This window comes from Peptoniphilus sp. HMSC075B08 (assembly GCF_001815405.1).
In the GTDB taxonomy this organism is placed as follows: Bacteria; Bacillota; Clostridia; order Tissierellales; family Peptoniphilaceae; genus Peptoniphilus_A; species Peptoniphilus_A harei.
Map to the genome: position 1 here is coordinate 92,446 of NZ_KV820429.1, position 14,022 is coordinate 106,467.

The 14,022-nt window shown below is 35.7% G+C and carries 13 protein-coding genes; 3 read left to right on the forward strand and 10 right to left on the reverse strand.

The window, feature by feature from the left end:
• Positions 1 to 63: 63 nt before the first annotated feature.
• Positions 64 to 1,254, reverse strand: coding sequence for an NAD(P)H-hydrate dehydratase (locus HMPREF3023_RS00885; protein ID WP_070699982.1), 1,191 nt, complete (start codon positions 1,252 to 1,254; stop codon positions 64 to 66).
• A gap of 200 nt (positions 1,255 to 1,454) precedes the next feature.
• Here HMPREF3023_RS00885 and tyrS point away from each other — a divergent pair, with 200 nt between their 5' ends.
• Both tyrS and pepD read left to right on the forward strand, forming a co-directional pair.
• Positions 1,455 to 2,681 (forward strand): tyrosine--tRNA ligase, encoded by a 1,227-nt coding sequence (gene tyrS / locus HMPREF3023_RS00890; protein ID WP_070699983.1) that lies wholly within the window; start codon positions 1,455 to 1,457, stop codon positions 2,679 to 2,681.
• Between the two features lie 7 nt (positions 2,682 to 2,688).
• Entirely contained in the window at positions 2,689 to 4,080 is a 1,392-nt protein-coding gene (gene pepD / locus HMPREF3023_RS00895; RefSeq protein ID WP_070699984.1) for a beta-Ala-His dipeptidase, read from the forward strand.
• A 149-nt stretch (positions 4,081 to 4,229) separates the two neighbouring features.
• Here the strand turns inward: pepD and HMPREF3023_RS00900 are convergent, their stop codons facing one another.
• The gene (locus HMPREF3023_RS00900; RefSeq protein WP_246829156.1) at positions 4,230 to 4,667 is read right to left on the reverse strand and encodes an ATP-binding protein; all 438 of its coding nucleotides are present in this window, start codon (positions 4,665 to 4,667) and stop codon (positions 4,230 to 4,232) included.
• A gap of 121 nt (positions 4,668 to 4,788) precedes the next feature.
• On the opposite strand from HMPREF3023_RS00900, the gene rd reads away from it, so the two are divergent.
• Positions 4,789 to 4,950, forward strand: a complete 162-nt coding sequence (rd, locus tag HMPREF3023_RS00905) for a rubredoxin (protein ID WP_070699985.1) — start codon at positions 4,789 to 4,791, stop codon at positions 4,948 to 4,950.
• Positions 4,951 to 5,201: 251 nt separating this feature from the next.
• Here rd and HMPREF3023_RS00910 read toward each other — a convergent pair whose 3' ends face one another.
• The 8 genes from HMPREF3023_RS00910 to trkA form a co-directional block, all read right to left on the reverse strand.
• On the reverse strand, positions 5,202 to 6,311 hold the full coding sequence (locus tag HMPREF3023_RS00910; protein ID WP_070699986.1) for a M20/M25/M40 family metallo-hydrolase: 1,110 nt from the start codon (positions 6,309 to 6,311) through the stop codon (positions 5,202 to 5,204).
• 8 nt (positions 6,312 to 6,319) lie between these two features.
• Complete coding sequence (locus HMPREF3023_RS00915) at positions 6,320 to 6,988, reverse strand: hypothetical protein (protein ID WP_070699987.1); 669 nt, start codon at positions 6,986 to 6,988, stop codon at positions 6,320 to 6,322.
• Between the two features lie 10 nt (positions 6,989 to 6,998).
• On the reverse strand, positions 6,999 to 7,700 hold the full coding sequence (locus HMPREF3023_RS00920) for a DUF5058 family protein (RefSeq protein ID WP_070699988.1): 702 nt from the start codon (positions 7,698 to 7,700) through the stop codon (positions 6,999 to 7,001).
• Between the two features lie 272 nt (positions 7,701 to 7,972).
• Positions 7,973 to 8,746 (reverse strand): alpha/beta hydrolase family protein, encoded by a 774-nt coding sequence (locus HMPREF3023_RS00925; protein ID WP_070699989.1) that lies wholly within the window; start codon positions 8,744 to 8,746, stop codon positions 7,973 to 7,975.
• Between the two features lie 384 nt (positions 8,747 to 9,130).
• The gene (locus HMPREF3023_RS00930; RefSeq protein ID WP_070699990.1) at positions 9,131 to 9,802 is read right to left on the reverse strand and encodes a uracil-DNA glycosylase; all 672 of its coding nucleotides are present in this window, start codon (positions 9,800 to 9,802) and stop codon (positions 9,131 to 9,133) included.
• A gap of 4 nt (positions 9,803 to 9,806) precedes the next feature.
• Complete coding sequence (locus tag HMPREF3023_RS00935) at positions 9,807 to 11,174, reverse strand: NAD-binding protein (protein WP_070699991.1); 1,368 nt, start codon at positions 11,172 to 11,174, stop codon at positions 9,807 to 9,809.
• Complete coding sequence (locus tag HMPREF3023_RS00940; RefSeq protein WP_070699992.1) at positions 11,174 to 12,628, reverse strand: TrkH family potassium uptake protein; 1,455 nt, start codon at positions 12,626 to 12,628, stop codon at positions 11,174 to 11,176. The genes HMPREF3023_RS00935 and HMPREF3023_RS00940 overlap by 1 nt, the downstream gene beginning before the upstream one ends.
• Complete coding sequence (gene trkA / locus HMPREF3023_RS00945) at positions 12,618 to 14,018, reverse strand: Trk system potassium transporter TrkA (RefSeq protein WP_070699993.1); 1,401 nt, start codon at positions 14,016 to 14,018, stop codon at positions 12,618 to 12,620. Before trkA ends, HMPREF3023_RS00940 begins: the two co-directional genes overlap by 11 nt.
• Between the last annotated feature and the right edge of the window lie 4 nt (positions 14,019 to 14,022).

Consider the following 14,022-nt stretch of genomic DNA (forward strand, 5'->3'; position numbering starts at 1 on the left):
TCACAATTATTCCCATTATATCCACTAATCAAAAATTTTTTTGAGCTTTTGCTTGCCTTTTTTTTACTTTTTTTCAAAAAGTTTAAAAACTTGGTCAAGGCCTTCTATTAGGTCTCTTGCCCTTAGGCTGGTCTTTGAATTTTTACTTGCAAAGAGGTCCCCTGAGAGTCCGTGAATATAAACTCCAAGCCTTGCCGCATCATAAAGGTCATAATTTTTCATCATGGCAGAGATTATGCCCGTCAAGACGTCACCTGATCCTCCACTTGCCATGCCAGAGTTGCCAGTCCTATTGGTGTAAGTTCTCTCTCCATCTGTGACGATTGTCTCGTGACCCTTTAGGACTAGGATGACTTTATATTTTTTTGCAAACTCTTCTGCAACTTCTTTTCTATTATTTTTAATTTCATCTAAAGACAAGCCAGTTAGTCTTGCAAACTCTCCCTCATGGGGTGTTAGAATTGTCGTGAGGTCTTTTCTCTCTTCTAATAAATTTAAATTTTTTGACAAGATGTTTAAGCCATCGGCATCTATTAAAAGGTTTTTCTCAATTTTTATTGTTCTCTTAAAGACTTCTTGCCCATAAGCCCCAAGTCCCATGCCAGGTCCCATGGCAAGGACATCTAGACCTTCAATAAATTTTTCCATTTCATCTAAACCATCAAAGTTCTTTGCTATGGGTTCAATGTATTTTATGGACATTATGTCAAAGATTTCTCTTGGGACAATATTATAAACTAGACCTGCACCAGCTTTTAAGGCAGCATTTGATGAAAGGTAAGAGGACCCTGTCATCCCCATGGACCCACCAAGGATTCCAATTTTTCCAAAGTCTCCCTTGTGGCCAAAGTCGTCCCTGTCCTTCCAAAGGGATTTTATTTCTTCATCTAAAATTATTTCTTCTTCATGATTTTTTCCCATAAAATTATCTCCCCTGACTTTTGCCACTGCCACTGCATAGTCCCTTTCATGACTGATAGATAAATCAAATTTCATATCAAATACTTCTGCGTAAGGGGCATCTCCCTGGTATTTTATTTTTATGTCCTTAAAAGAAATTTTTCCAAGACCTGTCCCAAGAGCCTTAGCCACAGCTTCCTTGGCAGCAAAGATTCCACTTGCCCTTTCATAGGGGTCTTTTCTCTTTTTAATTCTTTCTATCTCATCTTCATTAAAAACTTTTGGAAGAAAATTTTCCTTTTCCTCCATTAGTTTTTTTATCCTAGAAATTTCTACTATATCTATACCAAGCATTTTATCACCATTGACATTTATTTTATTTTCGATTATTATATCATAAATAGTATGAATATAAGACGTTGAAGATATACAGTAAGCGAAAGCTGAATTACAATATTGGAGTCTATTAATTTTTGAGGCCTCGGCGAAGAAAGGTGGTACCACGAATGCGTCCTTTCGTTCACGGGGCCTTTTTTATTTTTTTGGAGGAATTTATGGAAAATGTATACGATATTTTAAGCGAGAGAGGTTACTTAGACCAATGCACTTATGAAGACGAGCTGAGGGAAATGCTTGGCAAGGAATCAGTTCCTTTTTACGTTGGCTTTGATGCAACTGCTGACTCCCTAACTCTTGGTCACTTTATCCAAATTAGGGTTATGCAACACATGCAAAAGGCTGGCCACGTGCCTATTGCCCTACTTGGTGGAGGAACTACAACTATTGGTGACCCATCAGGCAAGTCTGACATGAGATCTCTTATGGACAGGGAAACTATTGATTACAACGCAAGAAGATTTAAGGAACAAATTTCTAGCTTCTTAGATTTTTCTGACGGCAAGGGCTACATTGAAAACAACGCCGACTGGTTAACTAAGTTAAACTTCCTAGAATTTGTTAGAGAAATTGGTATCCACTTCTCTGTTAACAGGATGCTACAATTTGATTGCTACAAGAACAGGATGGAAGAAGGACTTACTTTCTTTGAATTCTCCTACATGCTTATGCAATCCTATGACTACCTATACCTTTACAGGAAGTATGGATGTAAGCTAGAAGTTGGTGGATCTGACCAATGGTCCAACATACTTGGTGGTTATGAACTTGTAAGAAAGCTTGAAGGCGACAAGGTTTATGCCATGACATTTAAGCTTCTTACTACTGCAGCAGGAATCAAGATGGGTAAGACTATGGCAGGAGCAATTTGGCTTGACCCAGAAAAGACTACACCTTACGAAATGTTCCAATACCTAAGAAACTGCGACGACAGAGATGTTATTAAGTTCATGAAGCTTCTTACTATGCTTCCACTTGATAAGATTGCTGAATACGAAAAATTAGAAGGCGCAGAAATAAACAAGGCTAAAGAAGTTCTTGCCTTTGAAGTTGTAAAGGACATTCACGGCGAAGAAGCTGCTAAGGCTGCTCTTGATGCTTCTCACTCCCTATTTGGCGGCGACAAGGCATCAGAAGATATTCCTTCAACTGAATTTGAAGCTGCAAAGTTTGACGAACCTGTGGGAATCTTAAACCTTATGACTGAGCTTGGACTTATCAAGACAAACTCCGAAGGTAGAAGACTAATCCAACAAGGTGGCGTTAGCATTGACGACGAAAAAATAAATGACCCTAAACTTGAAATCACAAAAGATAGCTTCAAGGATGGAGAAATTATCATTAGGAAGGGTAAAAAAGTTTACCACAAGGTTATTATAAAGTGAGGTTAAGATGAATTTAGAACCAAAAAAAGTTTTTGATTATTTTGAAGAATTATCACAAATTCCAAGAGAATCTGGTAATGAAAAGGGAGTTTCAGACTTTTTAAAGAAGTTTGGAGAAGAAAGGGGCTACGAAGTTGTTCAAGATGACAGCCTAAATATTATTATGGAAGTGCCTGCAACAAGTGGCATGGAAGATAAGCCTAAGGTTATCCTACAAGGTCACATGGACATGGTTTGTGAAAAGGGCAAGGACTCTAAGCACAACTTTGAAACTGATCCAATTGAACTTATTGTTGATGGAGATTCTCTTCACGCCAATGACACAACTCTTGGAGCAGACAATGGAATTGGTGTTGCCATGGCAATGGCTCTTGCAGAAGAAGAACACGGTCCACTAAAGATAATAGTAACAGTGTCAGAAGAAACTGACATGCACGGTGCCAAGGACCTTGATGCAAAACATCTTGATGCCAAGTACCTTATCAACATTGACTCTGAAGAAGAAGGTGTCCTAACAGTTTCATCTGCAGGTGGAAAACTTCTTAAATCAAGATTTATCTTTAAAGAAGAAGATTATTCTGGCAAGGCCTTTGACCTTCACCTTCACGGCTTCTTAGGTGGACACTCTGGTATGGAAATTGCCAACAACAGGGGCAACATGATCAAGGTTATGGCTGAGATCATCAATAAGCTTGATGATGCAAAATTAATTGACATCAACTGTGGAACAAAACAAAATGCCATCCCAAGAGAAGGTAGACTTTCTCTTGTGGCAGATGAAAAAGCTCTTGAAGAAGCAATTGACTTTGTAAAAGATAAGTTCAAGGATGTGGCAGGAGAACTTATAATAGAATGTAAGGAAATTTCTCACAAGGGAAAAGTCTTAACTCAGGATGACACTAAAAAACTTGCAAACTATTTATTAGAACTTCCAACTGGACCACACACTTTCTTAAATGAAGAGAAAAAAGTTCTTGAATCATCATCAAATCTTGCTATTGCAAAAAAACTTGATGACGCAATAGAAGTTTTTGTTTCACTAAGATTTGCATCTTCTTCACTTTCAGAAGAATTTGGCAAAATTTACTTGGATATAGTTGAAAAATATGACTGCCAAGCAGAATTTATCAATCCTTATCCAGAATGGGAATACAGAAAAGAATCTGACTTTAGAGAAATTGTAAAGAAAATCTACAAAGAGATTACAGGAAAGGAAATGGAAGAAGAATTCACACATGGCGGACTTGAATGTGGTGTCTTCTACAAGAAAAATAAAGACTTAGACATCATCTCCATTGGACCAGACACTGTTGGAGCTCACACACAAAAGGAAACTCTTTCAATTTCTTCAACTAAGAGGGTTTACGACCATCTTGTAAAAGTTTTAAAGGCTCTTTAATAAAATAAAGAATGGCTGTCATTTGGCAGCCATTTTTTCTTGCAAAAAAAGAAACCCCTAGGGGTTTCTCTATAAAAATTATTCTATTATTTATAAATTAATAAATTACATAAATTTCCTATATATATAATTTATCAATTAATAAAGTATCAAAGATTTTTAATTGCGATGACCTCGTTATGATTTAGGATTAACTGGTCAGTTAAGGCCTCAACAATAACTAGACCCCTGCCATTGCACTTTTTTTCTCCACAATCATAGGAGGAAGTGTCGTGGTCAACGCCCCTTCCCTCATCTGAAACAATAATTTTTAAAAAATCATCTTTTATAAGCAAATTCAAATAGACCTTCTTTCTAAGGTCTTCTTGGTTACCATGGATTGCTCCATTTATTACAAGCTCATTTAAAATAACTTTTATATCAAATAATTTCTCTTGGTCGGCAATATAAGGATTTAAATCTCTCATGGCTGAATCCAAAAAACCCTTTATTAGAGATAAATCGCTATATACAGAACCATTAAATCTATATAAAGTATCCATAATTCTCACTCCATCTACTAGAAAATTACCCATTACTTCTCTCATTTAAACTCCAAAAACTATGAAGGTATTTAATTTTAAAATTTTACTGTATTATATTTAGCAATTTGTTATAATGTATTTAAGCTTGGAAAAAAGCATAAATTTTAATAGGAGGAAGATAAAAATGAAAAAATACGAATGTACACTTTGTGGATACATCTATGATCCTGAAGTAGGCGACGAAGATAACGGCGTTAAAGCTGGTACTGCATTTGCTGATCTACCTGAAGATTGGGTTTGCCCTCTTTGTGGAGCAGAAAAATCAGACTTCGAACCTGTTGAATAATAATATTAAAGAAGGCTTAGGCCTTCTTTTTTTGTGTAGCTTTTTATAAATTTTAAATTTTTATCCACAATTTTCTTTTTTTATCTACATTTGTAGATTAATATCCACTTTTTTATAAATATCTATGAGATTTTTTCTCTAATTTCTTTTTATTTATCCACAGTTATAATATTTTCTAAAATCTCAAATAAAAAAGTCATGAGCCTTCTTTTATATAAAACTCATGACCTCTTTCTCATATTTATTTTTTCTTAATCAAGCTTCAGATAATCTATAAGAGCTCTCGTGGTATTTTCTAGATCTTCTAAAACTATATACTCTTCCTTTGTGTGGACCTTTTCCATTCCAACTCCAACTATAAGAGAGTTAAAGCCCTCTTCGGCAAAGAAGTTGGCATCAGATCCACCACCAATTATTACTTCTTTTGCATCTACCCCTACATTCTTGTAAGATTTTATAACTTCTTTTGCAAATTCCATATCACTTGGAGCAAGAGCTGGATAGTCCAAAGTTTTTTCAAAGTCAAAATCTTCTGTCAAGCCCCCTACAATTTTTTGATATTCGTCTAAAATTTCTAAAACATGGTCCTTGTCGTGACCTCTTATCTCTCCAGAGAATTCGAGATAATCTGGAACGACGTTTTTTGGAAAATCAGAATTTATCTTAGAGACATTTGCTGTTGTAAACTCGTCAATCCTTAGGTTCTTAAATTGAGATAGAGCCTTAGCTGCAATCATAATTGCTGATATTCCCTTCTCTGGCTCAATGCCTGCATGGGCAGACTTGCCTCCTATCTTGAATTTATAAGAATAAGATGTAGGTGCCTTGTAGGCCACCTTGTCACAAGATCCTGCGTTATCAACTACAATCATATTTTTGGCAGGATTCATATTTTTATAAACTTCTTTCCAATTTATATTTCTTGCACCAAGCATTCCCACTTCTTCTCCAGGTGTGAAAATTGCATAAATGTCTCTGTGTTTAATATTATTTTTAACAAGATAATAAATTGAATATAGAATTGCTGCAAGCCCTCCCTTGTCGTCGCCTCCAAGAGTTGTGTTGCCATCACTTTTCCAAATTTTATCCTCTTTTATAATTTTTAAACCCTTGTTAGGTTCAATTACATCCATGTGAGATGAAAAAGTAACACCTTCTCCATCTCCCTTAAATTTTGCAAAAATTGTAGGAGCCTTGCCCCCATATTTATCTTGTGACTGGTCTAGATAGACTTCTCCACCAAGTTCTTTTACAAAATTTATTATATATTCTGCCACTTTCTCTTCTCTATAAGAAGGAGAGTGGATCAAAAGTAAGTCTTCAAAAATTTCTAAAAGTTTTTCTCTTTCAAAGTCCTTCATATTTCCTCCTATGAGTTCTTATTAATAGTTTCCAATTGTGTTTTTGCAAAGTAAATTGATGAGAAAACTGTAACAAGAGTTATTAGGAATGTTGCATTAAATGGTATTAGGGCAACAATCTTAGACATAACAAAGGCAACAACTAAGGCAAAAACTCCTGTCTTAAAAGATTTAACAGAAAATTGTGCAAAGATTCCTCCATAAAGTGCTGGAATTATAAGAGTCAAAACTTCTTTGACGTGGTCTGGCAAATTGACGATTACAGTTTGGGCAAAAATTGTTGATATAATTACAAAGAATGTTGCAACATAAATTGAAACTGCAATACCTATTGTTCCCATCATTGAACCTTCATCTGTTCCTTGCTTGTAGCCTGAACCAGAAATTGCTGATACTGCCGCAGGAATTTTTAAATTGACACTGTTTCCTGATAGGGTTGACATGTATAGACCTGCTGCCCCAATTATTGGATAGTTGGCAATTGGTTCTGAAAAGTAAAAGGCTCCTGATACAGACATTTGTGAAATTGCACCTGCTATTATGGCTGCTAGACCTGGATTATATCCATAATAAAAAGTCATAAGCATTGGTGGAAGAAGTACAGCAATCATGCCAAGAGCCATTGTAAGTCTTCCAAACTTGTGAATTGATTGAGAAAATTTTTCGTAAGCTGTCATTTTTTCCTCCTTAAAATATTAATTGAGATGCAATTGCACCAATAAACATTGCAAAAGTAAGTCCCCAGTCTTTTAACCAAGCGTACTTCTTGCCCAACTTTTGGCAGATAAACATAATTATGAAGCCAAATACAGTTGCAAAAGTAACCTTTGGATTTGTGTTTACCTTTGATAGGTTGTCTACACAAAAATATGCAAAGGCTCCAAGCATAGCTCCCACAGAAACTGCAGGAAGAAGTGCCTTCCTACCACCAGTAAGGATGTGGTTTACAGATTCCATCTTGTGGCCAAAAACTATCATAAAGATTAACCAACCCATTACACCAAGAGCAGGTGTCCAAAGAGCATTGGCATAAACTGTTGGGTCCATTGTTGTAGCAAGTTCTGAACCCATTGCCTTGGCACCAAAGTTTGCAGCCATGGTTTCGTAATTTGTTCCACCAATTACTGACATCCTAAGAGCTGTGACTGGTGCACCAAGAGTAACAATAAGTGCAAGTATGGATCCACAAATACCAAGTGCAGGTCCAATAGATGAAACCGCCGCTGTCACTATTCCCTTTTTGATTTTCTTCTTATCCATGTTCATTTCCTTCGTAGCCTTTAGGGCCCTTCTCAAAAGATAAGTCCCTTGGAAAAGAACTAAGATGATACCAACAGAACAAACCATATACATAAGTGGACTGTTGGCAAACTGCCATTGATCTTTCATAATTATTCCTCCCTTTTTTGAATAAATTATCGACAGTATAACACAATCCTTTTTCCTTGTAAACCTATACTTAAATACAATAATTAATAAAAACAAACAAAAAAGACCTGATGAAATAGAGTTTTTATCAGGTCTTCATAAGTTTTATTAAATTTTTTAAATTTTTTTATTTTATTTTCTATTTTTTATTAAATACAAAAAATCAATTAAATCATAGTTTAATTCGTCATTTTAATAAATTAAATTTTCTTTAACTTATTAAGTCTTTCTAATTAAAATTTACCTATTTCCTTAGAAAATTTAATAGCTTCTTCAAGCATTTGAGTTGTTATTTGGTGGTAGGTCATGTCAAAAAGTTTAAAGCCCAAGAGTTTTTTGTCCTCATAAACTTTTTCAATTTCCTTGACAAAGGACTCTTGGCCAGCTGGGTAGATTATATCATCGTTTCTTCCGTTAAAAAGAACAATAGGCCTATCCTTAAAAGCCTCTGGACTATCCATTGGGTTCATGTCTAGGAAAAATTCGTTAATCCTAAATTCTCTCTCGTCAATATTGTCCTTATTTTTAAGTTCATTAACTCCACGCACAAGTTCTTCCCAATTGTTTATCCCGTTAAAGACAAAGGCCATCTTGAGGTCTTTCTTAAAGGCATAAAGTCCTCCAGCAGTAATAGCACCCATGGAGTGACCTCCCACTGCGACTTCATTTCCTGGATAATTTTCTTCAATGTAGTTAAAGATAGAAGGAGCTTCCTCTATGTTGTGCATAATGACCTTTAAAATATATTTTCCCTCTACAGCCTGGTCTTCGTGGTCAATCTTTTCCACATTTCTCTCACCATGGTACCTGGCTTCTGGGAGGACGACCTTGTAGCCATAAGCTGCAAAAATATTTCCCCTAAAGATTTGACTTTCATTATCTGATCCCCAGCCGTGATAAAAAACTAGGGTCTTATTAGTCTCTTCTTTTGGTTCAATTATTACTGCAGGGACTTTACCTATCATAACTTCCTTTATATCTGAATAGCTTGTTTTTAAATACTCCATAATTCACCTCTATTCCATTATAGCAAAGAAAAGAAAAAATTTTGGAGACTTACTTTCATTTTATTTTTTAGGATTTATTAATCCTCTATTTTAAATAATAAAATTTTATGAACTTATAAATTTTTGTAAGCTCTTAACTTTTTGTGACTTCTTATTTTATTAAGACCTAGAAGTTTTTTATAGCTTTATATTTTTTTAAGACTTCTTATTTTGTTAAGACCTGAGAAATATTTGTGACTTCACAGTTTTTTATGAACTTGAAATTTCTTATAACTTCATAAATTTTTATAATCTTATACTTTATTACAAAGTCAATTTTTTATAAAATTTTAAAAAATTTGGGCAATAAAAAAGCAAGGAATAGTTTCCTTGCTTAAATCTTTATTATTTTATTTCCCAAGTTGGTGGTGTGACACCATTTTCTTTTAAAAATTCATTGGCTCTTGAGAAGGGTCTTGATCCAAAAAATCCCCTCGATGCTGAAAGTGGAGATGGATGAACTCCTTCAATGATGAGGTGGTTGCCAGGCTTTATAAACTTCTTGCGAGCCTTGGCGTGGTTGCCCCAGAGAATAAAAACTACTGGATCTTTCTTCTCGCTAATTTTTTCTATGACTGCGTTGGTGAAGATCTCCCATCCAATTTTTGAGTGGCTCATGGGTTGGTGGGCCCTAACTGTTAGGGTGGTGTTAAGAAGCATTATCCCCTGGTCTGCCCATGATTTTAAGTAACCTGTTTGTGGAATTTCTATTCCTAAGTCAGAATTTAGTTCCTTATAAATATTTCTAAGTGAGGGTGGAATTGCCACACCTTCCTTGACAGAAAAGGCAAGTCCATGGGCCTGGCCCACATTGTGGTAGGGGTCCTGACCCAAGATCAAAACCTTTAGGTCCTTGTAAGAAGTGTAGTGAAAGGCGTTAAAAATATCTTGAACCTTTGGAAATATTTCATAATTTTTATAATCTTTAATTAAAAGTTTTCTAAGGTCCTTGTAGTAGTCCTTTTCAAACTCTTCTTCCAAAATTTCTTGCCAATCATTTTTTAAAATTTCCTTCACAAAATTACCTCCTGAAGAAGTCAAAGATACTCTTCTTTAGACTTGGGTCGATTAGCTCTTCAAGTTCCTTTCTACTTTCATTAGTAGAGAAGATGACAAGCCTGTCGCCCTTTTCAATTTTCGTATTTCCCCTTGGGATAACGGCAGAGTTGTCGTACCTAATTATCCCACCAATAATAATTTCCTTATGGAGATTGATTTCAGAAAGTTTCTTGCCAATGTAGACAAAGTCGTCTGGAATTTTTATTTCATAAACTTGAGCCTTGCCACCAAACATATAGTTGATTGACACCTTCATGTCAGTGTTTATTGCCTTGATGATTTCGTTGGCAACAATAACTTTGGGATCAATGACCCTATAAATTCCAAGGCTCTCCAAAATTGTGTCGTAGTTATTATCCTTTTGAATGATAATATTTTTTGCAATCCCATGACTTCTTGCAAGTAGTCCAAGGACAATATTTAGTTCATCAGAGTCTGTCATGGATATGAAGACCCCATCCTTAGAAATGGCTTCTTCCCTAAAAATTTTGTCATTTTTAAGTTTTTTATTTACTACAAATGCCCTGTTTATATTTCTCCTGTAATTTTCAAATTTTTCCCTGTCTGGTTCGATTATTTTTAAATTTATATTTTCAAGGTTTGAGATAAGCTTGTTGAAGTTGTAGTCTCCCGATGCAATTACAACATCTCTCTCCTCTTCCTTTTCCTTGATTTCAAAGTGGGCGTGTTTGAAGTTTCTTATGTCAAAGGAAAGGCCCATAAGGTAGATATAGTCACCAGACTTTAGGACAGTTTCTCCGTCGGGAACAATTAAGTCCCCTTCTCTTAGGATTCCAACAACTAGGATTGTAGAAAGAGACCCAATGTCCTTTATCTTTTGATTTTCAAATTCCTCATCCATGTCAATGTAATGACCTGTGACTTCTATCTTGCCCTTGCCAAAATAGTCTGCCTCATAATATTCTGTAGACCCAATTAGCTTGGTAACAAGTTTTGCAGTTTCAAGGCTTAAGTTAAATACATTCACAACATTTGGAAGAGAATTTTTTATAATTCCTATTTCAGAAATATTTTCCATTTCATCGAGACGAAGAATTATTTTTACATCTAGTCCCTTAAAGATTGACGCCATTATTAGGTTAGTCTTGTCGCTATCTGTTGCTATAATGGCGTAGTCGTACTTATTAAGGTCATGGTTAATGACAAATTCTTCTTCCAAGACGTCGGCCCTTATTTTATTTACGCTATCTGTTATCTCTTCAAAGTTTTTTTCGTCCCTATCCACTAGGTCAACTTCATATTTTTCAAGACTCAAGGCCTTGGCAATAGTTGAACCAACCTTTCCAGAACCTATAATTAAAATCTTCATTATAACTTAATAATTTCCTTTCTATGTCTTCCTCTTGTGAAAAGTGCCATTATTGTAAAGAATTCAAGTCTACCTAAAAGCATAAGGACACTGAAGTAGAGTTTAAAAAAGTCGCTATAAAAATAAAAGTTTTTCGTAGGACCAATATCTCCAAAGCCTGGACCAACATTTGATAGGGTCGTAGCAACTGAAGAAAATCCTGTTATAACATCTACTCCAGAAAGCGTAACTAAAGCTGTTGATAGGACTGCTATCACAAAATAAGTTCCTAGATAGGCGTTAATACCTAGGACAACTTCGTCTGACAAAGACTTGCCATCTGACATCACAGGAAGAACTGCCTTAGGGTGAGTGGCCTTCTTCATTTCTCTTTTTATTAATTTTAATAAAATTGAAATCCTTACTATTTTCATCCCGCCACCAGTGGAACCTGCACAACCACCAAAGAGCATTAGGATCAACAAGATGAATTTTGAAAAACTTGGCCAAAGTTCATAATCTGCATTGGCAAAACCAGATGTAGAGGATATTGATGTTACTTGGAAAGCTGAGTCTCTAAAGGCCATGAAAAGTGATGGATAACCCTTAGAATATAGGTCTAGAGTTATTAGGGTAATAGCTCCTATGATTATAGAAATCCAAAGTTTTAATTCATCATTTTGTAGAACTTCCTTAAACTTCTTTTTAGAAAGAAGGGCATAAATTGCAAAGTTTGTGGAACTAAAAAACATAAAAATTGCCAGGATAAAGTGAACTGAATTTCCTTCATAGGACATAAAGGAGTCGTTGTAGGAAGAAAATCCACCAGTACCTAGGACACCAAAAGTGTGAACTAGGGAATCAAAGACAGACATGCCAGCAAACTTTAAGCAAATAAATAACATCAAGCTTAAAATTAGATAGATTATGTAGAGTCTCTTAGATGATTGTGAAATCCTTGACTCTATTTTTCCAGCAACTGGTCCTGGTGACTCTGCCTTAAAAATTTGGAAGGCCCCAACTCCTAGCTTGGGAAGAAGTCCCACAGTAAAGACCAAAATCCCCATACCACCAATCCAGTGGGTGATGGACCTCCAAAGTATAATTGATCTTGGGAAGGACTCGATGCCTGATATAACTGAAGCTCCCGTAGTTGTAAAACCAGATACAATTTCAAAAAAAGAGTCAACATAAGTCATACCTGCAGAAATCCAAAGTGGAAGTGCCCCCACAATGGAGACCAAGATCCAGGATGCAGTAACTGTTAAGATTCCATCTCTTGGAGACAAGGAATTCTTTTTTATTTTTAAATTAATTAAAATTAATCCCAAAAAGACTGCTATAGCCATTGGGATTAAGAAGCCGTAAGATGACCCATCTCTTTCAACTAAACTCAGGATGAGAGATGGCGCCATAAAGGCAGTTTCTATTAATAAAATATAGCCTAATAATTTTGAAATAAGCTTATAGTTCATCTTTCTTTCCTCTCTTCTTAATTGACTTAATTGCGTCCTTTAATTTCCCTTCAGAAGAGAAAATCTTTTGAACCCTTGGAGCAACTTCGTGCATGGAGAATAATATTATCCTGTCGCCAGATTCAAGGACTGTCTTACCATTAGGGACTATCATGCTTTGGCCCCTAATTATGGAAACAATAAGAGTTCCATCAGGTAGACTCAAGTCTTCTAGGGTGTTGCCACAAACTAAATGGCTTGTCCTTATAATTAATTCGACGCACTCAACTTGACCGTTTAAAAGCAAATGTAGGGCAAGGGAGCTTTTTCCCCTGATTTCCTTTAGCATTTCTGCAGCTGTTATATAAGAAGTGTTAAAGACTGCATCTATGTCAAGTTTGTCTAGGACCTTGTCATAGTTTGTCCTAGAAATTTTGGCAACAGATTTAAAGATTCCACTTTGCTTTGCCACAAGACTCATGAGGAGGTTGGCCTCATCAATACCTGTTGCTGCTACAAAGGAATCATAAGTGTGGACCATTTCTTCTTTAAGGATTGCTATGTCTGTCCCGTCTCCATTTATAATGTTGGCTCCTGGAACCATTTCTTTTAGTTCAAGACATCTTTCCTTATTTATCTCAACAATAGTGACATCCACATTTTCTTTTAAGAGGAGCATGGCTAGATAAAGTCCAGTCTTTCCTCCACCAAGGATCATTGTACTCCTAAGAGACCTTGTCCTATTAACTCCTGTGTGGTCCTTGTCAAAGGCCTCAATATTTTCAGATTTGCCTGCAAGGATTATAACATCATTTTCTTCTAAAACAGTACGGCCATTTGGGATAATTGCATCACCATTTCTCGATATAGCTGCAATAAGAAGGTCTTTAATGTTATCAATGTCCATGATTTTTTTGTTAATAAAGCTTGTGTCATTTCCTATATTAAATTCAACAAGGGAAACTCTTCCACCAGCAACCTCATCAGAGTAAAGTTGGTATCTCTTCATTAGGTATTTAAAAATTGATCTTGCAGTTGCATTGTCTGGGTTTATGATCTTATCTATTTCAAGTTCCTCTGATATGAAATCAAGGTGCTTCCTGTATTCAGGGTCCCTTACCCTTGCAATGGCATACTTTGCTCCAAGTTTTTTGGAGATTGTGCAAAGAATTACATTGGCCTCATCATTTGTTGTAGTTGCAACTACATAGTCAAAGAGAGAAATATCAAGTTCTTCCAAGACGCCAAAATCCAAAGCATTTGCACAAATACTAAAAACATCTAACGAATTGGATATATTTTCGATTACATCTTCATTGTTGTCAACTACAGTCACTTCGCAGTCTTCATCTAGTAATGACGCTGCAAGCCTATAGCCAAGTTTTCCGGCACCTACAACTAAAGCCTTCATATAT

Coding starts and splice junctions, on each gene's coding strand:
- HMPREF3023_RS00885 (WP_070699982.1), bottom strand. CDS start 1,254: ATGCTTGGTATAGATATAGTAGAAATTTCTAGGATAAAAAAACTAATG.
- tyrS (WP_070699983.1), top strand. CDS start 1,455: ATGGAAAATGTATACGATATTTTAAGCGAGAGAGGTTACTTAGACCAA.
- pepD (WP_070699984.1), top strand. CDS start 2,689: ATGAATTTAGAACCAAAAAAAGTTTTTGATTATTTTGAAGAATTATCA.
- HMPREF3023_RS00900 (WP_246829156.1), bottom strand. CDS start 4,667: ATGAGAGAAGTAATGGGTAATTTTCTAGTAGATGGAGTGAGAATTATG.
- rd (WP_070699985.1), top strand. CDS start 4,789: ATGAAAAAATACGAATGTACACTTTGTGGATACATCTATGATCCTGAA.
- HMPREF3023_RS00910 (WP_070699986.1), bottom strand. CDS start 6,311: ATGAAGGACTTTGAAAGAGAAAAACTTTTAGAAATTTTTGAAGACTTA.
- HMPREF3023_RS00915 (WP_070699987.1), bottom strand. CDS start 6,988: ATGACAGCTTACGAAAAATTTTCTCAATCAATTCACAAGTTTGGAAGA.
- HMPREF3023_RS00920 (WP_070699988.1), bottom strand. CDS start 7,700: ATGAAAGATCAATGGCAGTTTGCCAACAGTCCACTTATGTATATGGTT.
- HMPREF3023_RS00925 (WP_070699989.1), bottom strand. CDS start 8,746: ATGGAGTATTTAAAAACAAGCTATTCAGATATAAAGGAAGTTATGATA.
- HMPREF3023_RS00935 (WP_070699991.1), bottom strand. CDS start 11,174: ATGAAGATTTTAATTATAGGTTCTGGAAAGGTTGGTTCAACTATTGCC.
- HMPREF3023_RS00940 (WP_070699992.1), bottom strand. CDS start 12,628: ATGAACTATAAGCTTATTTCAAAATTATTAGGCTATATTTTATTAATA.
- trkA (WP_070699993.1), bottom strand. CDS start 14,018: ATGAAGGCTTTAGTTGTAGGTGCCGGAAAACTTGGCTATAGGCTTGCA.